At 53.1% G+C, this 25,575-nt stretch carries 30 protein-coding genes, 1 pseudogene and 1 riboswitch; all 31 genes and pseudogenes read right to left on the bottom strand.

Translation table 11 applies throughout. The annotated features are described in order from the left end of the window. Complete coding sequence (locus tag TJ79_RS21045) at positions 1 to 1,623, bottom strand: complex I subunit 4 family protein (RefSeq protein WP_040952322.1); 1,623 nt, start codon at positions 1,621 to 1,623, stop codon at positions 1 to 3. Further along, positions 1,613 to 3,514, bottom strand: a complete 1,902-nt coding sequence (gene nuoL, locus TJ79_RS21040; RefSeq protein WP_040952321.1) for an NADH-quinone oxidoreductase subunit L — start codon at positions 3,512 to 3,514, stop codon at positions 1,613 to 1,615. The genes TJ79_RS21045 and nuoL overlap by 11 nt, the downstream gene beginning before the upstream one ends. A 60-nt stretch (positions 3,515 to 3,574) precedes the next feature. Beyond that, positions 3,575 to 3,886 carry an NADH-quinone oxidoreductase subunit NuoK gene (gene nuoK, locus TJ79_RS21035; RefSeq protein ID WP_040952320.1) on the bottom strand — a complete coding sequence of 104 codons (312 nt, stop codon included), beginning with the start codon at positions 3,884 to 3,886 and terminating at the stop codon, positions 3,575 to 3,577. After that, positions 3,883 to 4,437 (bottom strand): NADH-quinone oxidoreductase subunit J, encoded by a 555-nt coding sequence (locus tag TJ79_RS21030; protein ID WP_040952319.1) that lies wholly within the window; start codon positions 4,435 to 4,437, stop codon positions 3,883 to 3,885. The genes nuoK and TJ79_RS21030 overlap by 4 nt, the downstream gene beginning before the upstream one ends. Beyond that, a complete protein-coding gene (gene nuoI / locus TJ79_RS21025; protein WP_040952318.1) occupies positions 4,427 to 4,882 on the bottom strand; it encodes an NADH-quinone oxidoreductase subunit NuoI in 456 nt (151 codons plus the stop codon). The genes TJ79_RS21030 and nuoI overlap by 11 nt, the downstream gene beginning before the upstream one ends. A 68-nt stretch (positions 4,883 to 4,950) precedes the next feature. Continuing rightward, positions 4,951 to 5,985: an NADH-quinone oxidoreductase subunit NuoH gene (gene nuoH / locus TJ79_RS21020; protein WP_040952317.1), complete on the bottom strand. Its 1,035-nt coding sequence runs from the start codon at positions 5,983 to 5,985 to the stop codon at positions 4,951 to 4,953. Next, positions 5,985 to 7,082, bottom strand: coding sequence for an NADH-quinone oxidoreductase subunit D (locus TJ79_RS21015; RefSeq protein WP_040952316.1), 1,098 nt, complete (start codon positions 7,080 to 7,082; stop codon positions 5,985 to 5,987). Before TJ79_RS21015 ends, nuoH begins: the two co-directional genes overlap by 1 nt. 6 nt (positions 7,083 to 7,088) lie before the next feature. Continuing rightward, positions 7,089 to 7,829 carry an NADH-quinone oxidoreductase subunit C gene (locus TJ79_RS21010; RefSeq protein WP_040952315.1) on the bottom strand — a complete coding sequence of 247 codons (741 nt, stop codon included), beginning with the start codon at positions 7,827 to 7,829 and terminating at the stop codon, positions 7,089 to 7,091. After that, complete coding sequence (locus TJ79_RS21005) at positions 7,826 to 8,344, bottom strand: NuoB/complex I 20 kDa subunit family protein (protein ID WP_040952314.1); 519 nt, start codon at positions 8,342 to 8,344, stop codon at positions 7,826 to 7,828. Before TJ79_RS21005 ends, TJ79_RS21010 begins: the two co-directional genes overlap by 4 nt. Then, positions 8,329 to 8,694, bottom strand: a complete 366-nt coding sequence (locus TJ79_RS21000; protein ID WP_040952313.1) for an NADH-quinone oxidoreductase subunit A — start codon at positions 8,692 to 8,694, stop codon at positions 8,329 to 8,331. Before TJ79_RS21000 ends, TJ79_RS21005 begins: the two co-directional genes overlap by 16 nt. Positions 8,695 to 9,306: 612 nt before the next feature. Continuing rightward, the gene (locus TJ79_RS20995) at positions 9,307 to 9,702 is read right to left on the bottom strand and encodes a F0F1 ATP synthase subunit epsilon (protein WP_040952312.1); all 396 of its coding nucleotides are present in this window, start codon (positions 9,700 to 9,702) and stop codon (positions 9,307 to 9,309) included. Between the two features lie 243 nt (positions 9,703 to 9,945). Next, entirely contained in the window at positions 9,946 to 11,352 is a 1,407-nt protein-coding gene (gene atpD / locus TJ79_RS20990; protein ID WP_040952311.1) for a F0F1 ATP synthase subunit beta, read from the bottom strand. A gap of 145 nt (positions 11,353 to 11,497) precedes the next feature. Further along, positions 11,498 to 12,370, bottom strand: coding sequence for an ATP synthase F1 subunit gamma (atpG, locus tag TJ79_RS20985; protein ID WP_040952310.1), 873 nt, complete (start codon positions 12,368 to 12,370; stop codon positions 11,498 to 11,500). Between the two features lie 148 nt (positions 12,371 to 12,518). Then, positions 12,519 to 14,030 (bottom strand): F0F1 ATP synthase subunit alpha, encoded by a 1,512-nt coding sequence (gene atpA, locus TJ79_RS20980; RefSeq protein ID WP_040952309.1) that lies wholly within the window; start codon positions 14,028 to 14,030, stop codon positions 12,519 to 12,521. A 16-nt stretch (positions 14,031 to 14,046) separates the two neighbouring features. Continuing rightward, positions 14,047 to 14,598: a F0F1 ATP synthase subunit delta gene (locus tag TJ79_RS20975; protein ID WP_040952308.1), complete on the bottom strand. Its 552-nt coding sequence runs from the start codon at positions 14,596 to 14,598 to the stop codon at positions 14,047 to 14,049. Then, positions 14,595 to 15,080, bottom strand: a complete 486-nt coding sequence (atpF, locus tag TJ79_RS20970) for a F0F1 ATP synthase subunit B (RefSeq protein ID WP_040952307.1) — start codon at positions 15,078 to 15,080, stop codon at positions 14,595 to 14,597. Before atpF ends, TJ79_RS20975 begins: the two co-directional genes overlap by 4 nt. Before the next feature lie 102 nt (positions 15,081 to 15,182). Then, positions 15,183 to 15,407, bottom strand: a complete 225-nt coding sequence (gene atpE, locus TJ79_RS20965; protein WP_202903351.1) for a F0F1 ATP synthase subunit C — start codon at positions 15,405 to 15,407, stop codon at positions 15,183 to 15,185. 94 nt (positions 15,408 to 15,501) lie between these two features. After that, positions 15,502 to 16,290 carry a F0F1 ATP synthase subunit A gene (gene atpB / locus TJ79_RS20960; protein WP_040952306.1) on the bottom strand — a complete coding sequence of 263 codons (789 nt, stop codon included), beginning with the start codon at positions 16,288 to 16,290 and terminating at the stop codon, positions 15,502 to 15,504. 34 nt (positions 16,291 to 16,324) lie between these two features. After that, positions 16,325 to 16,696 carry an ATP synthase subunit I gene (locus TJ79_RS20955; RefSeq protein WP_040952305.1) on the bottom strand — a complete coding sequence of 124 codons (372 nt, stop codon included), beginning with the start codon at positions 16,694 to 16,696 and terminating at the stop codon, positions 16,325 to 16,327. Next, entirely contained in the window at positions 16,689 to 16,925 is a 237-nt protein-coding gene (locus TJ79_RS20950; RefSeq protein WP_040952304.1) for an AtpZ/AtpI family protein, read from the bottom strand. Before TJ79_RS20950 ends, TJ79_RS20955 begins: the two co-directional genes overlap by 8 nt. Before the next feature lie 327 nt (positions 16,926 to 17,252). Beyond that, positions 17,253 to 18,395 (bottom strand): non-hydrolyzing UDP-N-acetylglucosamine 2-epimerase, encoded by a 1,143-nt coding sequence (wecB, locus tag TJ79_RS20945; protein WP_040952303.1) that lies wholly within the window; start codon positions 18,393 to 18,395, stop codon positions 17,253 to 17,255. A 133-nt stretch (positions 18,396 to 18,528) separates the two neighbouring features. Continuing rightward, complete coding sequence (gene upp, locus TJ79_RS20940) at positions 18,529 to 19,158, bottom strand: uracil phosphoribosyltransferase (protein WP_040952302.1); 630 nt, start codon at positions 19,156 to 19,158, stop codon at positions 18,529 to 18,531. A 229-nt stretch (positions 19,159 to 19,387) separates the two neighbouring features. Next, a pseudogene (locus TJ79_RS20935) lies at positions 19,388 to 19,982 on the bottom strand (LOG family protein). Positions 19,983 to 20,110: 128 nt separating this feature from the next. Continuing rightward, positions 20,111 to 21,358, bottom strand: coding sequence for a serine hydroxymethyltransferase (locus tag TJ79_RS20930; RefSeq protein WP_040952301.1), 1,248 nt, complete (start codon positions 21,356 to 21,358; stop codon positions 20,111 to 20,113). A gap of 152 nt (positions 21,359 to 21,510) precedes the next feature. Next, on the bottom strand, positions 21,511 to 22,167 hold the full coding sequence (locus TJ79_RS20925; RefSeq protein ID WP_081757055.1) for a TIGR01440 family protein: 657 nt from the start codon (positions 22,165 to 22,167) through the stop codon (positions 21,511 to 21,513). A 25-nt stretch (positions 22,168 to 22,192) separates the two neighbouring features. Beyond that, a complete protein-coding gene (rpiB, locus tag TJ79_RS20920; RefSeq protein ID WP_040952300.1) occupies positions 22,193 to 22,651 on the bottom strand; it encodes a ribose 5-phosphate isomerase B in 459 nt (152 codons plus the stop codon). Between the two features lie 186 nt (positions 22,652 to 22,837). Further along, positions 22,838 to 22,921: riboswitch (ZMP/ZTP riboswitch) on the bottom strand. A 148-nt stretch (positions 22,922 to 23,069) separates the two neighbouring features. Further along, complete coding sequence (locus tag TJ79_RS28265) at positions 23,070 to 23,252, bottom strand: low molecular weight phosphatase family protein (protein ID WP_052339831.1); 183 nt, start codon at positions 23,250 to 23,252, stop codon at positions 23,070 to 23,072. Positions 23,253 to 23,318: 66 nt separating this feature from the next. Continuing rightward, positions 23,319 to 23,645, bottom strand: coding sequence for an arsenate reductase/protein-tyrosine-phosphatase family protein (locus tag TJ79_RS28260; RefSeq protein ID WP_052339830.1), 327 nt, complete (start codon positions 23,643 to 23,645; stop codon positions 23,319 to 23,321). Positions 23,646 to 23,848: 203 nt separating this feature from the next. Then, on the bottom strand, positions 23,849 to 24,406 hold the full coding sequence (locus TJ79_RS20910; protein ID WP_040952299.1) for a manganese efflux pump MntP: 558 nt from the start codon (positions 24,404 to 24,406) through the stop codon (positions 23,849 to 23,851). 189 nt (positions 24,407 to 24,595) lie between these two features. Continuing rightward, positions 24,596 to 24,907 (bottom strand): hypothetical protein, encoded by a 312-nt coding sequence (locus TJ79_RS20905; protein WP_238323095.1) that lies wholly within the window; start codon positions 24,905 to 24,907, stop codon positions 24,596 to 24,598. Between the two features lie 223 nt (positions 24,908 to 25,130). Further along, positions 25,131 to 25,575 (bottom strand): Sua5 family C-terminal domain-containing protein (locus tag TJ79_RS20900; RefSeq protein WP_040952297.1); only part of this gene is annotated, 445 nt, incomplete at its 5' end.

Genomic DNA, 25,575 nt, shown 5'->3' with positions numbered 1-25,575 from the left:
CTATTCACCCGCCTTTGCCGTCAGAATCGACTGAATGTGTTGGTCAAAACCGGTTACCGTATGATCAAGGGTATGATTCAGGATACCGGGGTACAAGCCCAGCAGCAGGATAAAGGCTACCAGGATGATCATAGGTACCGCTTCGATTAGACGGGCGTCGCGCATAACGACTTCCTTGAATTTATTCGGTCCGAAGGTAATGCCGAGAACCCCGCGGAGCATGTATACCGCCGCGAAGATAATGCCCAAGGCACCTACGACGGTGATCCACTTCATCGAGTCAAACAGACCGAGGAAGCTCAGGAATTCGCCGACAAAGCCGGATAATCCGGGCAGACCGAGGGAAGCCATACCAGCCGTCAGCAAAATGCCGCCGATAAACGGAACATTGGCCGCAAGGCCGCCCAGCTGATCCAGATCGGTGGTCTTGGTCCGCTCGTAGATGGCTCCAACGAGAAGGAACAAGAGTGCCGAGATCAAGCCGTGGGATACCATTTGGAAAACCGCGCCGTTCAAGCCCGTAGTATTAAAGGCCGCGATACCGAGAAGCACGATGCCCATATGGCTGATACTGGAGTAGGCCAGCAGCAGTTTGAAGTCGGTTTGAACGAAAGCGAGAACCGCTCCATACAAAATGTTGATGACGCCCAAAATCGCCAGAGCCACTGCCCAATCTTTGGCTTGTTCCGGGAAGATGAGGATGCCGAAACGGATCAGACCGTAGGCGCCCATCTTCAGCAAAATGCCGGAGTGGATCATAACGATGGAAGGCGGAGCTTCTTGGTGCACCTTCAGCATCCACGTGTGGAACGGGAAGATCGGCAGCTTGATGCCGAATGCCACAAGGAACATGGCGAATAGCGTGGTCTTCAAACCAGCTGTCAGATGGAACGGAGCTTCCTTAATGTTCACGTATGCATCCGGATTATGGAACAGGTTGTTCATGATCGTATCCAGATTGCCGCTGAACACAATGGAGAAGCCGGAGGCGTTTTGCGCTTCGCTGAAGCCAGCCGTCGTCACGAGAATGAGGAAGGCGAGCAGCATGATCGCCGAGCCCAAGCCGTTGTAGAGCAGGAACTTGATGGCTGCTTTTTCCCGATCCAGATAGCCCCAAATGCCGACGAGGAAAAACATCGGAACGAGCACGGCTTCAAAGAACAGGAAGAACAGGAACACGTCGTGGGCCATAAACACGCCGAACATGCCGGTTTCAAGGATCAAGAAAAGAATATAGTAGAGCTTCCATCTCTTTTTGATATAAACCGAGCCCAGTGCCGCCATAGTTGCAATGAGTGCAGTCAGGAACACGAAGGGCATGGATAAACCGTCCACTGCAAAATGGTACTGGAACGAGATGGTGAAAGACGTGATATCCTCGCTGATCTGCGCCGCGCTAAGCGGAATGTTCAGCCAATCGTATTTCTCCACGAACTGCGAAGCGGAACTCGCGGCATTGAAATCGGCATACAGCAGAGCAGACAGCACCAGCGGGATAATCGTGGCGGAAACGCCGACGATCTTGATCCAACGTCCGTTATCTTTTTTCAGGAACAACAGCACAAGGACGCCTAACAGCGGCGAGAAGGCAATCAAGCTGAGAATCGGCCAATCAGAAAACATGGATGAACCTCCTTCCCGCCAGAACGAGCACAAGCACAATGAGACCGAGCACCGTTACCAAACCGTAGGTTTGCATTTGGCCGTTTTGCAGGCGCGTCATGAGACGACCCAGCCACAGGAAGAACCAGGTTACGGCTTTGACGATGCCGTCCACGACATACTCGTCAAAGAGGGCAAGCAGTTGGCCCAAGCCTTTCAGCGGAGTAACAATGATCGCTTGATAGATTTCGTCGATAAAATATTTACGGTGAACTAGGGTGTACAACCAAGGCAAGTTGCCCGACACAATCGTCGAAGAAATGGCTTGTTTGGAGTACATGGCCCAACCGAAAGCGATACCCAAGAGTCCGGCAACGGTGGAAAGCACCATGACCGTGATGTTGGCTTTCTCTTCCAGAGCACCGCCTGTAAGCCAGTGACCCAGTCCGCCGTTCATGCCCGGAATCATCACGAAACCGGCGACAGTGGCCAGAACAGCCAAAATGATCAACGGAATCGTCATAGAAGCAGGAGATTCATGAGGCTCGCCGTGACCGTGAGCGTCCGCTTTGGAACGGCTCTTGCCGGCAAACACCATGAAGAAGACCCGGGACATATAGAAGGCGGTGAAGAAAGCCGCCACCAGTGCAACCCAGAACAGGATTTGATTGTTGTCGTATGCTTCCGCCAGAATCGCATCCTTGGACCAGAAGCCAGAAAACGGCACGATACCGGAAAGAGCGAGTGCACCGATCCCGAAGGTCCAGGCCGTGATCTTCATCGTTTTGCCCAAGCCGCCCATTTCGCGAATATCCTGGGTTCCGGCGGAGTGAATGACACTGCCAGCGCCGAGGAACAACAGCGCTTTGAAGAAGGCGTGGGTTAACAGATGGAAGATCGCAGCGACATAGGCCAGCTCAGTGCCGAGGCCAAGAGCCATCATCATGTAACCCAATTGGCTGACGGTGGAGTAAGCCAGCACCCGTTTGATGTCGTTTTGCGCCGTGCCGATGGTAGCCGCAAAGATCGCGGTAAAGCCCCCGACGATGGCAACAACGAGACGGGCATCGGCGGATGCCATGAAAATATCATAAGTGCGTGCCACCAGGAATACCCCGGCGGCGACCATGGTAGCGGCGTGGATCAGCGCACTGATCGGCGTCGGACCTTCCATGGCGTCGGGAAGCCAAGTATGTAGCGGGAATTGACCGGATTTACCCATGGCGCCGACAAAAATCAAGATACCGATCAAGGTGATTAGGCCGGCTCCCAGCGCGGGACTGTTGCCAAAGAAGTTATGGATCTGCGAGAAGCTGACATCATGGTTCGGCATGTTCCACCATAACAGCAGAGTGGCGATGAACAGGCCCACGTCCCCGATACGGGTGACGATGAAAGCTTTTTTGGCAGCCGCTCTCGCTTCCGGCTTGTGGAACCAGAACCCGATCAAGAGGAAGGAACAAACGCCTACCAATTCCCAGAAGATATACAACTCAATCAGATTTTCCGCCAGCACCAGTGCCAGCATCGAGAAGGTGAAAAGGGAAACATACGCGTAAAACACGTTGATTCGCTCATCCCCGTGCATATACCCCTTGGAGTAAAGGACGACCAGCAGGCTGACCAGGGTGACGACCCCAAGCATCAGCGCGGTCAAGTTGGTTACCTCAAAGCCCATTTTCAGCGTATAATCGCCGATTTTGAGCCATTCCAGCGAGTTCCAGGTATAGTCGCGAGCGTCGTCAAGCCGTCCGATCAACACCAGAACAGCCATCACGAAGGATGCTAGAGCGGCGACAATGCTGACGATTGCGCCCAGCCCCTTCAATTGCTTGCCGGCCGCTATCAATACCACGAACGCGAGCAGCGGGAAAAGAGGGACCAACCACGCGTACTGCGATAAATCGGACATGGTTCTTGCCTCCTAAAAGCTTCAAGTCAAAACGTCGTTTAGCCTTTCCTGCGATGCAGGTTAATTCTTCATTTCATCCATTTCGGTAACATCCGATGTTCCCTTCGTGCGGAACAAGGCAATGAGAATCGCGATTCCCACCGCGACTTCTGCCGCCGCCACCGTCATGGTGAACAGCGAAAAAATCTGCCCCGTCAAAGACGGATTGACGCCCAATTTGGAAAAGGCGACGAGATTCAGGTTGACGGCGTTAAGCATGAGCTCAACAGAAAGAAGAACGATGACCCCATTTTTTTTCGTCAACGCCCCAAACAGGCCGATGCAGAACAGGATCGCTCCAAGGGTTAAATAAGGAGTAATGATTTCGCTCATTGTTCATCCTCCTCCCGTCTGGCAATAATGACAGCTCCGAGGAACGCGACAGTCAAAAGAACCGACATGATTTCAAACGGAATGACGTGAACGTTGAATAGAAGCTTGCCGAGCTCCAGCGGATTGTCCTTTCCGGGATCAAAGGTGCCGCCCGGGAAGCTTGCCTTTTGAATGGCGTAGAAAAGAATGCCGAAAAGGACCAGACAGGCTGCAAGCACCACGCCGATATAGGCCGGCTTGCGTTGATCGCCTTCCCCTTCGCCCTCCTCATCCCCTTCAGCCTTATGGGTCTTGGTCAGCGCTATGCCGAAAATCGTCAGGATAGTGACGGCGCCGGCGTAAATCAGCACTTGGACAAAAGCGACGAATTCCGCCTCCAGCATAATGTACAGACCCGCCAAGCTGAGGAACGTCACCGCGATGGAGAGAACCATGTAGACGACTTTCTCAGCGTTGATCATCATAATGCCGCCGCCGATGGCCAATACCGCGAAAATCAGATAGAAAATACTGCTTGCATCCGAAAGATTATCAACAAGATTATTCAGCATCTTTCTTAGCCCCCAGTTTCTGCATCGCGGAATTGTTTTCCTGACGGATGTTGCTGTTGTTTTCGCTGAGCCATTTTTTATCCTTGAACAGCTCATCGCGGGTGTATGCCGCAATTTCGAAGTTGTTGGTCATGACGATCGCTTCGGTCGGACATACTTCCGTGCAAAGATCGCAGAGAATGCAAAGTTCAAAATTCAAGTCGAAGGTATCGATGACCTTCCCTTTTTTCTCAGGGTCGGGATTCGGTTTACCTGTCAACGTGATGCAATCCGTCGGGCACGTACGCGCACAGGCGTTGCAGACGATGCATTTCTCCGGATCAAAGTGTTGGATCCCCCGGAAACGGTCCGGCATTTGAAGCGGAACTTCCGGATAGGAATGGGTAACCTTCTTGGTGAACATTACCTTCAAGGTAGTGCCCAGCCCTTTGGCTATGCCTCTCACAGGCATTTCACCTCACTTTGGACTGACCGCGCTCATCAACAATGAGAAGCGGCGTTCGGTTTGTTGGATTAGAAGATCTGCATGATGGCGGCGGTAATGAAGATGTTAAGCAAGGATAACGGCAGCAGCACTTTCCAGCCGAAGCTCATCAGTTGATCGACCCGCACCCGCGGCATCGACGCCCGTACCCAGAACATGCAGAATACGCAGAAGACGAATTTCACGGCAAACCAGAACAAGCCGGGAATGACGTCCAGAATCACGTTGCCGGTGTGCCAGCCTTCCAGAGCCGGGAAGGGCGCATGGTGGCCGCCCAAGAACAGAACCGTGGTCAAGCAGGCCATAGCGAAGGTGTACACATACTCGGTCAGATAGAAAAAGGCGTAACGGAAACCGGTATACTCGACGTTGTAGCCGGCAACCAGCTCGTTTTCCGCTTCCGGCAAGTCGAAGGGCGTCCGGTTCAATTCGGAAATGCCGGCGATGATGAAGACCACGAAGCCGACGATCTGCGGGATGAAGTTCCAGTGCCAGAAGCCACCGGCTTGGTACTCGACGATACCGTGCATGTTGAGCGTTCCGGCCATCATCACGGTACCGGTGACGGAAATAACCAGCGGAATCTCGTAGCTGACCATTTGCGCCGCCGAGCGCATGCCGCCGATCAAGGCGTATTTGTTGTTCGAGGACCAGCCGCCCAGCATGAAGCCGATGGTCGAGATGCCCGACAAAGCGACATAGTATAAAATGCCGATGTTCAGGTTTGTGAAGTACAGCTTATCCGTAAACGGAATGATTGCCATGATGACGAAGGACGGCACGAATGCAATAACCGGAGAGATGAGAAAGAGATATTTTTCCGCCTTGCGGGGAACGACATCTTCTTTAAACAACAGCTTCATGACGTCCGCCACGGACTGTAAAAGACCCCATGGACCCGTTCGGTTGGGTCCGATCCGGAACTGCATCCAAGCGATGACCTTGCGTTCGAAAAAGATCGCGTACACAACATAAGTTAAGATGATAACCAGTAAAACGACTGCGAAAAAGACGAAAACGAAAAAGCTCCACCACGATATCGGTTGATTCAGCAAATCGCCCATCAGCAGTCCACCTCCCCGACGATAATATCGGTAGCGCCCAGGATGGTGACCAGGTTGGCCATCGTTTCCCCAACCAAGAGCTTGGGCAGAATTTCGAGATTGACGAAAGAAGGACGGCGGAATTTCAGCCGGTACGGCTTATCCTTGCCCTTGGATACGACATAGCAGCCGAGTTCTCCCCGGGGACCTTCCACGACACCGTAGGTTTCGCCTTCCGGTACACGCAGCACCTTCGGAACCTTGCCCATGGTTGGACCCTCCGGAAACTGAGCTATCGCTTGTTCGAGGATACGGAGCGACTGACGCATTTCTTCAACACGAATAAAATAACGGTCAAAACAATCGCCGTTCTTGCCCACCGGCACATCGAAATCAAAACGGTCGTATACGCTATAGGGATTGGTTTTGCGCAAATCCCGGTCTATGCCTGTGCAACGCAGATTAGGGCCGGTCAAACCGTAGGCAATGGCTTCCTCCGCGGTGTACTGGCCGACGCCCTTGAGCCGGGCTAACAGAATTTCATTGCCGCTGATCAAGTTCGTGTACTCTTTGATCTGCTTCTTAAAGTAAGTCAAGTAATCCCGGACTTTCTCAATCCATCCAGGAGGTGCGTCCCACTTCACTCCGCCGATGCGCATGTAGTTGTAAGTCATCCGCGCGCCACAAAGCTCATTAAAGAGATTGAGGATCAGTTCCCGGTCGCGGAATGCAAAAAGAAACGGGGTGAGCGCCCCCATGTCCAGCAGATATGTACCCCACCATACGAGGTGGCTGGCGATCCGCTGCAGCTCCATCGCGATGACGCGCAAAAATTCCGCCCGTTCGGGAATTTCCACTTGCATCAGCTTCTCGACGGTGGTGACAAGCGCGTAGTTATTGGTCATGGACGAAACATAGTCCATCCGGTCCGTATAGGGAATGATCTGAGTGTAATTCAAATCTTCCGCGAGCTTTTCCGTGCCGCGGTGTAGGTAGCCCATCACCGGCGTCGCCTCGGTGATCACTTCACCGTCCAGCTTGACGATAATGCGAAAAACACCGTGGGTGGCGGGATGCTGAGGACCTACGTTCAAAAGCAATTCTTCCGTTCGAATCACTTTGGGTTACACCTCCGGGTCCAACGGGATATAATCTTTGCGCAACGGATGGCCGACCCAGTCGTCCGGCATCATAATCCGCCGCAAATCGGGATGCCCCGGAAAATCGATGCCCAGAAGGTCGAAGGTTTCCCGTTCCATCCAGTTAGCTGTAGGCCAAACCGGCGTGACGGAAGGAACGGAAGGCGTTTCCCGGTCGGTCTTCACCTTCAGGCAATATTCATGCAGCGTTTTCGTGGAAAGGAGGTAGTAGACGACTTCCATGTAGGTTTCCCGGTCGACCCCGGCTACCAGACGAAGGAAGTCAAGCTTCAGTTCGTCATTTTCCAGCAATAAACGCGCTGTAGCGGACAAATGCGCAGCGCTGACGGTCAGCGTCGGCAGGTCATTGTCCCGTTCATTCAAAGTCGCTTCAACCACGGCTTCGTCGCTTACCGCTTCCCGGATCAGCTCGACAACGCGATCCAGTCGGGGCTGCAGCGGGGACGGCTCCTTCGGCGCCGCTTCTTCGGCTGGCGCGGCTGGGGCCGCTGCGGGTGCTGCCTCCCGTGCCGCAGCTCTGGCCGCGCGCGCTTCAGCGCGAGCCTTAGCGGCTGCTTCCGGGTCCGCAGCGGCAGCCGGTGCCGCTGGCGCAGCTGGTGCTGCAGGTGCCTCCGGAGTTGCCGGGGCTTCAACCGCTGCGGGCGCCTCAGCCTTTATCTCTTCGCCGGCAATTTCCGTTTCCGGCGCTTTCTTTTCTTCGGTCATCGACTGGTCACCCGCTTCCCGGTTTTCGCTTCATACCGGATTTTCTCTTGAAGCTTATTTATGCCGTAAAGCAGTGCTGCGGGTTGAGGCGGGCATCCAGCGATGTAAACATCGACTGGAATGATTTCATCCACGCCCTTGACGACCGAGTAGGATTTCACGTAAGGTCCGCCTGCAATTGCGCAGGAGCCCATGGCAATAACCCACTTCGGTTCCGGCATTTGATCGTACAGCCGGCGGAGAAGCGGGGCCATTTTTTTCGTGACCGTTCCGGCGACGATCATCAAATCTGCGTGCCGGGGTGATGCGCGGAAAACGAGGCCAAAGCGGTCAAAATCATAATGCGGTCCGCCGATGCCCATCATTTCGATGGCGCAGCAGGCAAGCCCGAAGCTGAGAGGCCACATAGAACTACTCCGCGCCCATCCCTTCACCTGCTCCAGCGTCGTCAGAAAGACGTTGCGTTCCAACTCCTTCTCATCGTCAAGAGGAGCACTGTTTAAATTGATGTCCATTGCAGCACCTTCTTCTTCCAAGCGTAAAGCAAACCGATTCCGAGCATGACGATAAAGACGCACATTTCCACAAAGGCGAACATTCCCAACTTGTTGTAAGCAACCGCCCACGGGTAAAGAAAGACTGTCTCCACATCGAAAATGACGAACATCAACGCAAACAGGTAGTAACGAATATTAAAGCGAATATTGCCTTCGCCCGTCGGCTCGTTACCGCTTTCATACGTGGTTAATTTCTCGTACAGCGGATTTTTCGGACGCAAAAATCTGCCGACTGTCCATGCGGCGACTGGGAGGAAAATACCCAATACGATAAAAATCGCCACAATGACAAAATTTGCGGTGTTCATTTCTTGTTGCCTCCCGTCCTTAGGTAATGTAAGTGCTTTCTTATTATATCAGAGCGTCAAAAAAATTGTCTAATAGCTGGCACACCCCCATTGCATGCAAATTTCGCTTTTTAACGAACTTTCACAGTTATTTCACGCGACCCCACCAACATTTCCCATCATTTTGAATGGGTTGTGACGGAGATATGCCTGTACTCTTATTTCGCCACTCGTATTCTCTTTCCTGTTTTTTCATCAAATAATTACAAAACCGCAGTACGTACCTTTTTTCACAATGTTTGTCTATTTATTTTCCTATCTGTACTACTATTTTCTCATTGCTATTCCATACCTTTAACTTATTCCGCTATCTTTAAAAATAGAGCAAAAAAAGACAGCCGACATCGGCTTTTCTGAACACGAATAAGCGAATGAAGCTATCTTAAACAGTAGAGCGGTGTTTTCCCTAGTGGAAACCTGCTATTTCTGCTTCAATTCGTAAAATCTGAGGATATAAAAAAAGCCGCCCGCCAGGTCGTTCAGTTCCCTGGGGACAGCTCTTTCATGTTTTATTCTACTCGTGTTTCACCCGGCACAATCCGGTGTACTAACCGCACTCGCAGGCCGTTTCCTTTACCGGTGTTCGCCGACGCGAATCCGGTTGATTGCCCGCTGCAGCGCGAGTTCAGCCCGGGCATGATCATACTCATGCTGGTTCAGGCGTTTTTCCGCCCGTTCCTTCGCCATTTCCGCCCGCTCCAGGTTGATGTCGCCAGGCAGCTCGGCCAGTTCGGCCAGGATGATCACTTTATCCTTGCGGACTTCCATGAAACCGCCGTGTACCGCCACTTCATCTTCGGTATTCCCCAGCTTGATGCGCACCGGCGCAATTTTCAAGGGAGTCACGAAAGGAATGTGGTTGGCGAGAATACCCAATTGGCCTTCAACGCCTTCGACGACGACCATGTCGGCGTCCTTCTCATACACTTTGCGTTCCGGGGTCACGATTTCCAGCTTGAATGTACTCACGGTGCACCCTCCGATCAAAAAGCTAATTCAGTAATGCGGGCAGGTTGAGAAAGCTTAATTCTTGATGAAAAGCGGGAAGCCGGTGTGGGGTATCCCTTCCGGTCACTCTTGAAATCATGTCCTCCAATTGAAAACAAAGAAAGTGGTAAGGACAAGATTTCAAAGGCGACCCGTAAACTCTTCAGGGACACCCCATCACCTAATTCCCTAATCATCAAGGAATAGATTTCTCAAACAGCCGGATTACAGGGTTTTTGCTTTTTCCACAGCGTCTTCGATGGTGCCTACGTTATGGAAAGCGGCTTCCGGAAGATCGTCGTGCTTGCCTTCCAACACTTCCTTAAAGCTGCGTACCGTATCCTTGATCGGCACGTATACGCCCGGCTTGCCGGTGAACTGCTCGGCTACGAAGAAAGGTTGAGACAGGAAGTTTTGGATCTTCCGTGCCCGGTAAACGGTCACTTTATCTTCATCGCTCAGTTCATCCATACCCAAAATGGCAATGATGTCCTGAAGCTCTTTGTAACGCTGCAAAATCCGTTTAACGCCTTGAGCCACTTCGTAGTGCTCTTCTCCGACAATGTTCGGATCAAGCAGCCGCGAGCTGGATTCCAGCGGGCTGACCGCCGGGAAGATCCCAATGGAAGCGATACCCCGGTCAAGGTTGGTGGTGGCGTCCAAGTGAGCGAATGCCGTTGCCGGCGCCGGGTCGGTGTAGTCGTCGGCGGGAACGTAGATCGCTTGGATGGAGGTAACGGAACCTTTTTTGGTGGTGGTGATCCGTTCTTGCAGTTGGCCCATTTCCGTAGCTAACGTCGGTTGGTAACCTACTGCGGAAGGCATCCGGCCAAGAAGCGCGGATACTTCGGAACCCGCTTGGGTGAAGCGGAAAATGTTGTCGATAAAGAGCAGCACGTCCCGGCCTTCTTCATCGCGGAAATATTCCGCCATGGTCAGACCCGTCAGAGCAACCCGCATCCGGGCTCCAGGCGGCTCGTTCATTTGGCCGAATACCATCGCCGTCTTCTCGATAACGCCGGAATCGGTCATTTCATGGTACAAGTCGTTGCCTTCCCGGGTCCGCTCGCCAACACCGGCGAAAACGGAAATCCCGCCGTGCTCTTGGGCGATGTTGCGGATCAATTCCTGCATCGTAACGGTTTTACCTACGCCGGCGCCGCCGAACAGGCCGATTTTGCCGCCCTTTGGATAAGGGGCCAGCAAGTCGATAACCTTGATGCCGGTTTCCAGAATTTCCTGGGTTGGGGAAAGCTCTTCGAAGGTCGGAGCCGGTTTGTGAATTGGGCTCATCAACGTACGGTCAACCGGCGCATCGTTGTCGATGGCGTCGCCCAATACGTTAAATACCCGGCTCAATGTGGTCGGGCCGACCGGTACCGTAATCGGTTTACCCGTATCTACGGCTTCCATGCCGCGAACAAGCCCGTCGGTGCTGGACATCGCTACGCAGCGGACGACATTGTCGCCCAGTTGAACAGAGACTTCAACCGTAAGATTGATGTCCTGTTCTCCGGCGCTGGCCGCCTTTTTCTCAATCCTGATCGCATTCAAGAGCTCCGGCAATTGCCCGCGCTCGAACTCGATATCGACAACGGGACCCATGACCTGAAGCACGCGTCCTTTGTTCATTGTTTTCCCTCCTAATAGCAGAAAGTGTTCTCTCACTTAGCGCTCGAGCTGCATTTCTGCGTAAATTGCAGAAAGTTTTCTCTCGCTTAGCGCTTGAGCTGCGTTTCTGCGTATTCAATCCGCCGAATTTACCCTACATCAGAACTTAGCTTTGCGAATTCGCACCCGCTACGATTTCCGTTATTTCCTGGGTAATCGTAGCTTGGCGGGCTCGGTTATACTGGAGCGTCAGCGAGGTGATCAGCTTAGTCGCATTCTTAGTCGCGCTGCCCATTGCGGTCATTTTCGCGCCGAATTCGCTAGCCTTGCTTTCTACCATTGCGCTGTAGATCAGCGTTTCCGCATACTTCGGAAGCAGAACCTCCAGCACTTTTTCCGCTGACGGCTCGTACTCGTATCCCGCAGTGCTCTTAGCGCCTTTGGATTCGCCGACTTCCTCCAGAGGAAGAAGCTGCTTTTGCGTAGGCGTCTGGGTAATCGCGTTGATAAAACGGTTATAAATAAGATAAAGCTCATCGTAGGAGCCGTTTGCGTAGTTGTTCACCGCCGCCAGCGTAATCGGGCGGATATCCGCAAAGGTCGGGGAATCAGTCAATCCGGTAACTTCTTCGAGCACCGGCATGTTCCGTCTGCGGAAATAGTCCCTGCCTTTACGACCGACAACCAGAAGCACGTACTCATCCGAGGAAGCGTGGCGTTCCTTGATGGTCTGCATCGTCGCGCGCAGCAAGTTGGCGTTGAATCCCCCTGCCAAGCCCCGATCCGAGGTGATCACCAGATAACCAGTCTTCTTCACCGGACGCTTGATCAGCATCGGGTGATTAACTTTGGTGGTGCTATCGCCGGCAATGTCGGAAACCATCTCGCGGATTTTGTCCGCATAAGGACGGGAGGCTTCCGCCGCGGCTTGAGCCTTTTTCAGCTTGGAAGCAGCGACCATTTCCATCGCTTTGGTGATCTGCTTCATGTTCTGAACGCTTCTGATTTGGCGCTTGATTTCGCGCATACCTTTGGCCATTTTCTCACCATCCGTTCTGGCCCATCGCCGGTCCCAGGCGGTAACCGCCCGAGTCCGAACCTATGGGATTGTATCCATACTGGCCAGGCAAAGAAAACCCGCCTCGCCTATAATCGAAACGGCGAACCAGCTCGCCGCTTATGACTTGTTATTGAATCGCAAAGCCCCGACGGAACTTCTCGATGGCTTCCTTCAACGCCGTTTCCGTTTCCGGTTTCAGATCCTTAGTATCGCGGATCGATGCGAAGATGTCCGCGTTGTTTTGATCCAAATAGGAAAGGAATTCTTGTTCGAAGCGGCGGACGTTGCTCACCGGAATCTCGTCCAGATAGCCTTTCGTAGCCGTGTACAAGCTCACGACCTGCTTTTCGACAGGCAGCGGTTGATTGACGCCTTGCTTCAGGATTTCCATCAGCCGTTCGCCACGGTTCAAACGAGCTTGGGTGGATTTATCCAAGTCGGAACCGAATTGGGAGAACGCCTGCAGTTCCCGGTATTGCGCCAGGTCCAGCTTCAAGGTACCGGCAACCTTCTTCATCGCTTTGATCTGCGCGGAGCTGCCGACCCGGGATACGGATACCCCGACGTTGATAGCCGGACGCTGACCAGAATAGAAGAGTTCGGATTCCAGGAAGATTTGACCGTCCGTAATGGAGATAACGTTGGTTGGGATATAAGCGGAAATATCGTTCGCTTGAGTTTCAATGAAAGGCAATGCCGTCAGAGAACCGCCGCCCAGCTCATCGCTCAGCTTGGCTGCACGTTCCAACAAGCGGGAGTGCAAATAGAAAACGTCGCCCGGATAAGCTTCCCGACCCGGAGGACGGCGAAGCAGCAAGGACAGCTCGCGGTATGCAGCAGCTTGCTTACTCAAGTCGTCATAAATGACGAGGACGTGCTCGCCCTTGTACATGAAGTATTCGCCCATGGAGCAACCGGCGTACGGCGCCAGGTACAACAGCGGAGCAGGCTCCGAAGCGCTGGCGGTTACGACGATGGTATAGTCCAAAGCACCATGGCGGCGCAAGGTTTCTACAACGTTGGCTACCGTGGATTGCTTTTGGCCGATGGCCAAGTAGATACATTTTACGCCGTTGCCTTTTTGGTTCACGATGGTGTCGATGGCAATAGCCGTCTTACCGGTTTGCCGGTCACCGATGATGAGTTCCCGTTGGCCGCGGCCGATAGGAATCATCGAGTCGATGGCTTTGATGCCGGTTTGCATCGGTTCAAAAACCGATTTCCGCGCCATAACCCCAGGAGCCGGGGATTCGATGTTGCGGAATTCCGTCGTTTTGATTTCACCGCGGCCATCCACCGGTTGACCCAAAGGATTGACGACGCGGCCCAACATTTCTTCGCCTACCGGAACTTGCATGATACGGCCGGTGCGCTTTACTTGGTCGCCTTCACGGATGTCCTGATAAGGTCCGAGAATAACGATACCGACGTTGCTTTCTTCCAGGTTGAGAGCCATCCCCATGACGCCATTGGAGAATTCCAGCAGCTCTCCCTGCATGCACTTCTCCAGACCGTGAGCCCGGGCGATACCGTCGCCGATGGTGATGACGGTTCCAACCTCGGAAACTTCCATTTCCGATTTATATTGTTCGATTTGGCTTTTAATCAGCGTGCTGATTTCATCCGCTCTAATACTCAACGTAATCTCACCCCTATCACAATGCTTGAGATCTTACCAGCGTTTTGCGCAGCCGGTTCAATTTACCCGCCAGGCTGCCGTCGTAAAGCCGGTCGCCAATGCGGACTTGCATTCCGCCCAACAGATTGTCGTCAATTTGATTGGTTACCCGGATTTTTTTGCCGGTGATCTTGCCAAAATGCTCGGCGACGACCTTGATTTCCTCATCGGTCAGGGCGAGCGGCGTAGTGACAATGGCTTCCGCCTGTCCAAGCGCCTCATTGGCGATTTTCACGTAATCCTCAACAAGGGTCGGCAGAATCGCTTCCCTGCGCCGGTCGGCCAAGAGAAGCAGAAGATTGCTAACGTCGCTGCCGATCTTCCCGGCGAAAAGCGACTGGACGATCTTCTTCTTGTCCTCCGGTTGAACACTCGGATGCTCCAGCACCTGGCGCAGCTCAGCACTGTTTTTAAGCGTGTCGGCAATGAGCCGCAAATCCTGTTCAACCTCGGAAACTCGCCCATGATCCCGGGCTACCTCAAACAACGCTTTGGCATAACGCTTCGACGCTGCAACATCCCGGCTCATGATTTGTCCCCTACCTCTTGGAGGTATTTGTCAACAAGCTCCTTCTGGGTTTGCTCGTCGACCTGCTTTTCGATGATCTTCGAAGCGATCATGACGGACATCGCGCTGACCTGACTGCGCAGGGCTACGACGGCTTTGTCCTTTTCATGTTGGATTTGCTCCACCATGTCGTCCTTCAGACGGCTAGCTTCCTCACGAGCGTGTCCGAGGATGTCATCCGCTTGGCGAACGCTGGCCTGTCTAGCTTGCTCGACAATACCCAGAGCTTCCTTACGTGCGCCGTCCAGCGCTTGCTTTTGCTGCTCTAAATACTGAACGCTCTCGCTGCGGTTTTTTTCCGCGGTTTGAATCTCGTTTTGGATATGTTCGCGACGTTTCTCCATCATGGCAAAGAGCGGACCGAAGGCATACTTGCTCAATAACCAGTAAAGAATCCCGAAAGCAATGATCGTAATCAAGAAACTCATATAGTTAAAACTCATTTCGTGTCCTCCCTTCAAAAAATGGCCGACATGCAACCATTCGGGTAAAACGAAGGCGCGGACGGCTTAGGCCTTCCCCGCCAAAACCTGCAGTTTATTGAATTAAGCTCCGAAGTAAAAGAGGAACCCAAGAACGACGCCAATGATCGGAACAACTTCGACGATACCAACGCCGATAAACATCGTCGTTTGCAGCTTGCCGCTCAGTTCCGGTTGACGGGAAATACCTTCGACCGTTTTGCTTACGATAATACCGTTACCAATACCTGCACCAATCGCACCGAGGCCTACTGCGATCGCAGCTGCCAAATATGCCATAACTCCCATTGTTAGAAATCCTCCCTAGTCTTTTGAAATTTATATGGTTGACCTCGAACCTTGGACCTGGCTTATAGCGCCCGAAGGAGAGTTCGACTCATGGTTAATGCCCTTCTTCATGCACGGTGGTTTGCGCAATGTAAACCATCGTCAAAATCGTAAACAGGAACGCTTGGATCGCACCGACAAAGATACTGAAGCCTTGCCAGGCCGCCATCAGCGGAAGTCCCGCCCAGCCTGCCATCAAGATGGTGGAAATCAGCACTTCCCCCGCGAAAATGTTGGCGAAAAGCCGTAAAGCAAGGGTAAGCGGTTTGGCCAGCGTCTCCAGTAAATTAAGTGGGAAGAAAAACCAGTATGGTTTAAAGAAATGCGCAAAATAATGTTTGGTATTGCGCCTGATCCCTTCCACGTGGATGATGATGAATACCATAAGCGCCAAAGCCGCGGTTACGGAAATATCGGCCGTCGGCGATTTCCACCAGGAAACGCTGACTTCTTCATCCCCTTTTTCAATGGCTTTATCGATCACGCTTTGGGATATCACGTCATGTCCCGCCCACTGTAAAGGATGGTGATGCTCCGTGGTGACGAGAAATGGCAAGCCCAACAGGTTACTGACGAAAATGAACATGATCAGCGTCGTCGCAAGACTGACGTAGACCTTTCCTTTCTTCAGATCCTGGGTGCTGGCAACGAGGCCGCGCACGAAGTCGACCACCCATTCTAAAAAGTTCTGCATTTTCGACGGGTTGGTCACGGACAGATTGCGGACAGCCAAACGGCAGATGACGAAAACGATGATGCTGCTAACTAAAAGCGCGAGTATGGCCGAGATGTCCAACTCGAACCCTTTGACTCCGAATAAGTCCCACTTAGGAAATTCATGCATTGAAGTGTTTCACCTCTTTCCCAGCGTGCCGTAATTATTTTGTAAAGGCGGAGAAAATGCCGGATATGATGATGACAAAATGGATAAATACCAATCCGATCACCACGCCCACGAGATCCACATGAGGCTCCTTAACCGCAATCGCAACGACAGCAAGCGCGATGCAAATTCGCGTAATGAAGCCGAGTCCCACTCGTTTCCCCGTACTTTCAACCAAATTTCGGGTGAAGCTCTCTGTCTTACGGCCGAGGTGCCAGGTGATCGCTATGCTTGCAAGCGTACCTAGACAGAGTCCAAATGATAGGGATCGAATGGAGGGAATGAAAAGACCGACTGCGGCGCAGATCACGATAAAATAAAAAGCAATTCGTATGACCCTGCGCACGAGAGTTGCTAAATCATCCATTCGAATCCTCCAAAAATCGTTTGACGGTCAAAGCGGCACCGGCGATTCCCAGCGCAAGACCGGTTAAAACGCCTCCGATGATCCAGGATTTCCCGCCTCCGGTCAGCCTGCTTATGTATGAGCCGATAAAATAACCCGCCAATACGAGCACGACCACTTCCGTTGCCAAACCGCCAACCAGACCAGCTGCTTTCCAGGGATTATCTTTGTCAGAATTCCGTTGACTCACGCGCTTCTCCTCCTTGGCAAAAGGCGAAAACAGGCGGGTGAATACCCTTTAGCGGCAAAACAGATCTAGGCCATTTGAGCAATCCTCATTAATTGTAGCTAAGCCCAGAGATCAAGTCAATTCGATCAAATACGAAATTTCTGTGAACGAAATCCAGAAAACCCTTATATATCAACAGTTTCCGCGTTTTGCAACCATACAGTGCCACTGTTTACTGTGAGGTTAAACATTGACTTTTTTTGGCTGTTGATATATATCTGATCATTCGACTTGATTCGAGAATAGGATAACGGCTAATCTGCCGTAATTGGTTCCTTTTTATTCCTACTAAGGCTGGAAAGGTTCAGGCCGCTTGTCCGAATAACCGAAATGGTACAGAATCGCCTGAACGATCCGCTCAGAAGCGTGGCCGTCGCCATAAGGATTAGCCGTTTGGCTCATCCGTGTATAGAGGGCTTCGTCGGTCAACAGTGCCTTCGCGCGTTCGTAGACCATCTCCTCGTTGGTGCCCACCAGTTCCAGCGTTCCGGCTTCCACCCCTTCCGGCCGTTCTGTCGTATCCCGCAGCACAAGGGCAGGGATACCGAAGGAGGGCGCTTCCTCCTGCAAGCCGCCGGAATCCGTCAGCAGCAGATGCGTATGCGGATAAAAGTTGTAAAAATCTGTTACATCGAGAGGATCGATCAGCTTGATCCGCGGATGATCGCCCAAGATTTCATGGGCCGGTTCTCTCACGGCAGGATTGGGATGTACGGCGTACACGATGGCGACATCGTCAAACTCGTCAGCAATACGTTTTACTGCGCGGAAAATCTGCCGGTGCGGCTCGCCGAGTGATTCCCGGCGGTGCGCCGTCATCAGAATCAAGCGCTTGCCTGCCGCCCAGTCCAAAACGGGATGATGGTAATCCTCCCGGTGCATATACTGCGGCACATCCGTCACCGTATTGCCAGTTATATAGACCGCCTGCTCCGGTTTGTTCTCTTTAAGTAGGTTGCCTGCGGACCAGCCCGTCGGAGCGAAATGCAAATCCGCCAATACGCCGGTAAGCTGTCGATTCATTTCCTCCGGATAGGGGGACAGCTTGTTCCAGGTGCGCAAGCCCGCTTCCACATGCCCCACTTGAATCTGCTGCAGGAAGGCAGAGTAACTGGCCAAAAATGTCGTCAGCGTATCCCCGTGAACGAGGACGATGTCCGGTTTTGCTTCCTTCAGAACTGGCTCCAGTCCTTGCAGGACGCGCACCGTCAGCTCTTGCAAGGTTTGCCGATCCTTCATGACGTCCAGATCATAATCCGCCGACAGTTTAAAAACCTCCATGACCTGATCGAGCATCTGCCGATGCTGAGCGGTCAAACAAACCACTGAATCGATAACGTCAGAGTGCTTCTGCAGCTCCAATACCAAAGGAGCCATTTTCACTGCTTCCGGTCTCGTTCCGAATACCGTCATCACTTTAAGTCGCTTCAAATCCGTTTCCCTCTCTTCCGAAATTACTCCTCGTATACGTAAAAGGGCTCGTACCCGTTTCGTTCCAACAATAATAAGTTTCCGGCAAAAAACAAATCGCCCGCAAACCTTACGGTGAGCGAGCGTATCCCTATTACTTTGTGCCGAACAACCGGTCTCCTGCATCGCCGAGTCCGGGAACGATATAGCCATGATCATTCAAGTGGTCGTCGATGGCGGCCACATAAACATCCACATCCGGATGAGCTGCTGTAAACGCTTTAACCCCTTCCGGTGCCGCGATCAAGCACATCAACTTAATTTGGTTGCAGTTCCGTTCCTTCAACACGTCGATGGCAGCAATGGCGGAGCCACCGGTTGCGAGCATCGGATCAATGACAATAAGCTCCCGTTCGGTGACGTCCGTTGGCAGCTTGCTATAATATTCCACTGGCTTCAAGGTTTCCGGGTCGCGGTACAGCCCGATATGACCAACCTTAGCTGCCGGCAGCAGTTTGAGGATACCGTCGACCATGCCCAGACCCGCCCGCAGGATCGGTATGAGTCCCAGCATGCGGCCGGAAATGATTTTAGCATCTGTTTCCGCGACAGGGGTTTTCACCCGTACTGTTTCGAGCGGAATTTCACGGGTAATTTCGTAAGCCATTAGTGTGGCTACTTCATCCACCAGCTCGCGGAAATCTTTTGTTGTTGTGTTTTCATCACGGATATACGTTAATTTGTGTTGAATTAATGGATGGTCGCAAACGACTACTTTACCCATAATTACCTCCCGAACGATTAAATGTGTCTGCCCTTTTGGACGCCCGTTCCGAGCTTGAATAACAGACCATTCGAAAAATCTCGTCCATTATACCATATCGCTCTTTAATAATGTTGTCCAAAACCGTGAACTCCATGAGTTTTGTCCCCTCAAACTTCAGAGAGCCTCGCGAGTACAAAAGGACAGTCAAAGGGCCGTCCTTTTTAATAAGGAAAGCATAGAGACCGCTTCATTCCTTTTCTAATTCCGCCCACTTGTTCAGATCCCCTGGATGAACAAATGAAGTCATCCGTTCGATCAACTCCGCCGGATTATCGTGCATGAGGCACAGTCCCACATGGTTTTCATGAATAAACCCGCCTTTGCTGGCATGAACGATAAATTCATATAGAGGGGTGTAAAAATCCTCGACATTGAGCAGACCGATCGCTTTTCCATGCAGACCGATTTGCGACCAACAGAGCACCTCGAACAATTCTTCAAACGTCCCAAAACCGCCAGGGAGCGCAATGAATCCATCGGCCAAATTACCCATCATCGCTTTTCTCTCGTGCATGGAGCCGACTTCAATCAATTGCGTCAAGGACGAATGAACCACTTCCCCCCGAAACAATCCGCGCGGCATAACGCCGATCACTTCTCCGCCGCCTTCCAATACGGTGTCGGCCAGACGCCCCATCAAGCCGATCCTCGAGCCTCCATAGACCAGGATAGACCAGGCTGATTCCCCGCCGTACGAGTTCCTGCCCCAAACGGACGGCATTCTCTAAATACAAAGGATTGGAGCCGGGATTGGAGCCGGCAAACACGCAAATCCGTTTCATTTTTCAACCACTCTCCGTGAGAATTTGATCCCAACGACTATACCAAATCCCTCGCCACCCTGTCCATAAAAAAACCTCCCACCGTAAATACGGTAGGAGGCTTTGCATGATCGGGTCCGTCCCGAGAATTAGTACTGAATATTCGCGTATAGCGGGAACTGATCGGTCAGCTCGCGGACGAGACCGCGTGCTTTTTCGTGGACGCCGGCGTCCTCGGGGTTTTTCAAGGTCATGGCGATGATCTTGGCGATTTTCTTCATCGCTTCTTGATCCATGCCGCGGGTTGTCACCGCCGGAGTGCCGATGCGGATACCGCTGGTGATGAACGGGCTGGTCGGGTCGAACGGAATGGCGTTCTTGTTGACGGTGACGCCCACTTCATCCAGCAGGTGCTGGGCGGCTTTACCCGTCATATTGATGTTGCGCAGGTCCACCAGCAACAGGTGGTTGTCCGTTCCACCGGAAACGATGTTCAAGCCTTCGGCTGCCAGGCTGTCAGCCAAGGTTGCTGCGTTTTTCACGATGTTCTCGGCATAGGATTTCCACTCCGGCTTGAGCACTTCGCCGAAGGAAACGGCTTTCGCCGCGATGATGTGCTCCAACGGTCCACCTTGGGTGCCGGGGAATACGGCTTTGTCGATCTCTTTCGCCCACGCCTTTTTGGTGAGGATCATCCCGCCACGGGGGCCGCGCAACGTTTTATGGGTCGTGGTGGTTACGAAGTGGGCGTGAGGTACCGGCGACGGGTGAACGCCAGCGGCAACCAAACCGGCGATGTGGGCCATATCGACCATAAACAGGGCGCCCACATCATTGGCGATTTGCGCGAAGGCTTCGAAGTCGATGGTACGCGGGTAGGCGCTGGCGCCTGCCACGATCAGCCGCGGACGGTGCTTGAACGCAGCCTTGCGTACTTCGTCATAATCGATGCGGAAGGTTTGGTCGTTTACGCCGTAAGCGACAAAGTTATACAGCAACCCGGAAGCGTTAGCCGGATTGCCGTGGGTCAAATGGCCGCCATGAGCCAGGTTCATGCCCAGGATCGTGTCGCCTGGCTTAACGCAAGCGAGGTAGACAGCCAGGTTGGCTTGAGCGCCGGAGTGAGGCTGAACGTTGGCATGCTCAGCGCCGAAAATTTCCTTGGCGCGTTCGCGGGCGATGTTTTCCACGACGTCGACATACTCGCAGCCGCCATAGAAACGGTTGCCCGGATAGCCTTCAGCGTATTTGTTGGTGAGCACGGAGCCCATGGCTTCCAGAACCGCCGGGCTGACGAAGTTTTCCGAGGCGATAAGTTCGATATTACCTTGCTGACGGCCCAGCTCTTTACCCATTGCCGCCAAAAGCTCAGGATCTTGCTTGCGTAAATTTTCCACGTTAAGTCCCCTTCCTTTTTCACAAATCGATTTTGGAATCTATCCAAGGATAAACGGCTAAATCTGTCCTTACAGGACGAGTGGCGTTTACCACAGCGGAATAAGGCATATTATAGTGCCAAGCTTATGAATTCTTATGAAGTTAGTAAATGTTAATCACATGTTCCAGCTGCTTCCCTCGCTGCGTGATCATCATAGACCGCCCGCGAGCCGCCGATCAACTTCGGCCGAGAATAGGCCATCGTCACCGCCGCCTCGCCGATCCGGCGCAAGGTTGGACGCACAGGCACTGCCACCGGCCGCATATGCATGCCGATCAGCGTCGACCCGATATCGAGCCCGGCATGGGCACGCACCTCTTCCACCACAACCGGTTCCTGAAAACGAAGATAGGCGGTTGCGGCCATGGAGCCGCCGGCTTTTGGAACCGGAACGACCGATACAGGCGTCAAGTCCGGATGAAGGGCAAGCAGCTCCCGCTCCACGACAAGGGCACGGTTTAAATGCTCGCAGCATTGAAAAACCGGAAAGAATCCGAATTTTTCCCGGGCTTGCCGAACTCCCTTGAAAATAGCTTCCGCTACTTCCCGGCTGCCCGCCGAGCCGATCCGTCTTCCCGCGACTTCACTAGTGCTTACGCCGATGACGATCATTTGTCTTGGACCGATCCCCCCGGCTGTCACAAGCTCCGTTAAAATCTGCTCCACATTGCCGGGAATCATCGCCAACTGATCCTCCGTCAGAGCCGCACCGCTGTCAGAAGCCGGTTTTCCCAGCTCCGACTCCATAGGTTGCCGATTGTCTGCCATTTCCCCCACCTCTTCCTATAGGGTTTTACGGATGCAGCGAGGCGCTTTCTTCCAGCGCCATGACCTTGGATACCCGGGCTTTGTGACGTTCGCCTTGAGAAAACTCGGTTTCCAACCAGACACGGACGATCTCTTGAGCCATTCCCGGCCCGATAACCCGCTCGCCCATGGCAAGAATGTTAGAGTCATTATGCTCTCTCGTCGCTTTCGCCGAGAACAAGTCATGAACAAGAGCGCAGCGGATGCCAGGAATTTTATTGGCGGCGATGGACATACCGATTCCCGTACCGCAGATGAGGACACCTTTATCCGCTTCTCCGGAAAGAACGTGACGGCACACCAACGAGGCAAAATCAGGGTAATCTACGGAATTGGCAGAATGGGTGCCGAAATCTTCCACCTCGTGACCGAGACTTTTAATGAAATCAACGATGCCGCCCTTCAAGGCATAGCCGGCGTGATCGGCTCCGATGGCCACTTTCATAATCAGGCTTCCTCCTCGCGCTGCCCATTGGGACAACGTTATGTTTTCACCTATTATAACCGACTTCATGCAAAGCGTTAACCCGATGAATCCTTATTCAAGCCAATGGAGCCGTGTTTGAAGACATCCCTCCCATCCCTGAAAAACAGAAAAAGAGCACTCACGTGTCCAACAAGACACGACGATGCTCTTTGCCCAGGCGACCGGCCGTATGCTCCGATGCTCCCTTGTGGTTTCACCCACCAGTTGTCGCCAGTTACACCGGAGTTGCAAGGATTTGCTTTATCATAACGCAGCCCGCTGCCCTTTGTAAAGCGAAGCAGGCGGAACATTAATTGGAAATGATAAACGGATGACTTTTACCGTAGTGGAAAAAAATATTGTGCCAAACCTATACCTTCTTATGAAGAATAGAGTGTTACTCGTTCTTCAGCTTTTGTACCAGTTTTTGCAAGCTCGCTTCAATCTCATCGCCCACAAGCCGGTATTCTCGAAGTGAACCGCCAAAGGGATCGGCAATATCGTGATCGGCAGATCCGAAATCAAAGGACAACGAGGGACTTTTTGCAAAGGGAAATCCCTTCATCGCCAGTTCCGCCACCTGATCCGCCCATTCCTTGTCGCCTTCCTCCCTCTCTTTCTGGACTTCGGGCTCCTCGACATACTCTTACAACGTATAAACGCGGCCTGCCGCATCGGGGAAACGGGAAAGTACTTGCCGCTTATGCGATACGGTCATAGTCAGAATGAGATCCGCCTCATCAGCCAGCTTTCGGTCCAGGATCTGCGAACAGCCGCCGTTGGTTTTCGCTCCTTTTTCCCGCAGTACCGTTTGCGAGTGAGTGGAAATGGAAGCTCCGTTCATGGCGGATACACCGGCGGATTTGATGACGATCGCCAAGCCTTCCCGCTTAACCATCTCCCGAAAAAGCCCTTCTGCCAGCGGGCTGCGGCACGTGTTGCCAGTGCATACAAATAAAACCGTGCGAACCATGAAGGTTCCTCCTTCCTCATGACTGAAGCTCCGGTGGAAATCTGGAGCCTGATATTCTTCTTTATTATACCGAAAACAATCAAAACGTGGAACCGACAAGATGCCCACCCGCAAACTCGATAAATAAACAAAGGGCGTGCCCTTGCTCTAGGATACACAGAAAAAAGCCTCCGCATAAGCGGAAGCTAGCGGATATCGGCCGATTAGAACAGAAATTTGATCCCGAAGGCCAGTAGAATCAAGCCGCCCAGCGCTTCCCCGTAATCCCCCGCCCATTGGCTTGCCCGGCGTCCAAGCAGAAGTCCCATAATGGACATCAAGCCGCCGAAGAATCCGAAGATAAGCACCGTCAGCGCCACATCCGAAGCAAAGATGCCCAAGGAAACACCGACGGAAAACGAGTCAATGCTCACGCTGAGGGCGAAAATCAGCATCCCCCAAGGGGTGCGGTGGTCGATAGTCCGGACCGCTCCGCCGCGGATGGACGAGTAAATCATGTGGCCGCCTAACAGAGCCAACAACCCGCCACCTGCCAAAACCGCTAAATTGCCCAACAGTTCCCCCAGATAATGCCCGGTCACCATTCCGCCGAGCGGCATGAAAATATGGAACAAACCGATGACGAAGCTCATTTTGAATGCATCGAGAAAGCGGATGCCGCGAATGCCGACACCGACGCCAAGCGAAAATGCATCCATCCCCAAAGCTGCCGCCATGATCAAAATGGTAAACAACTGCCCCATTTGCGGCAAAGCCAGCATGTCCCTCTCCCCTTTGTCCCTCGCATCCTTATACCCATATGCTTTGTCCCAGCGAAACATGACGGAGTTGTCCGATAAAGAGGACGCGTCAAATAGCCCCCACCTAACAGCGGGAGCGAAATTGACTTATCACCACGTTAACTAACGGTAATCCACGGTTTTCTGATTCGAAGGTGGTGAGAGTTTGACTTAATGGGACGAAATCAAGAGGTAGACTGAGCAAAGGATGAAATGAGGCTGGGGTAGGTTGAAGGAATGGATGCGGAAAGCGTTATCGTCCAGCTTTTCCGCCAGGCTGCTGATCCTCGCCGGAGTAGAAAAGATGACGATTGTATAACCTGCAACCGAATTACCAACTACTGGTGAATTCGTCCCGCTCAGTTGCAAAAAGTACAGGAGAATCAGCAAAAGCCATACCCTTCGGGGGTTTTGGCCTCTTTCTCCTGTATTCCGTACAATTGCAACCTCGAAATGAAGCCGCCAAAAGAAAATCTGTTGCACTTTTTGCAAGCGAAGGGCGGTTTTGAATAGCTGTCGAGTCAGAGCCGAGCCTAGGGCGTCCTGACCAGCTGTTCAGCCGGAGCCGGAACCGAGCCTGGGCTGGATGGACCAGGCAGCTTTAACAGAGGCGCGGCTGCCATACTGGTTGGAGCGGTTGCCAAGCAGTATAGGCGAGGCAACATCATTCAATCGCCGCAAGCTCCTGAGCCGCGAGCACTTGCGGCTAGGCTTCGATGAACCGGCCGCCGGCGGCTTTGCGCAGCCGGTTCATCACGGCGGCGCCGATCCCGCTTTCGTCGAAGGCCTCGGCCAGGATGTACGTCGCCCCGGCTTCATCGAAGCCGCGCAGGGCGTCGTACAGCCCCCGGGCCAGAGACGGGGGATCGGCCAAGCTGCCGCAGACGAGGACGATGTCTGCGGCATAGCGGTGGGCGTGCTCGGCGCAGGTGAGCACGCCGGTTCGTTCGCCTGCGGCCCGCGCCTCCACGATGTCCCGGTTGATCCGGGACTCCACCGCTTGCGCGGGCCCGCTCACCACGGCGAGGCGCCCCCGCGGCGCGTAATGCAGGTACTTCATGCCCGGCGAACGCGGGGCATCGGACGGCGGCGCGGCTACAGCAGCGCTGGCCGCTGGGCTGGCGCCGCTTACGGCGGCCTGCGGGTCCGCG

The sequence above is a fragment of the Gorillibacterium massiliense genome, from assembly GCF_000455485.1.
GTDB classification, from domain to species: Bacteria; Bacillota; Bacilli; order Paenibacillales; family NBRC-103111; genus Gorillibacterium; species Gorillibacterium massiliense.
The sequence above is the reverse complement of the archived record's forward strand: the minus strand, read 5'-3'. Positions and strand labels throughout refer to the sequence as shown.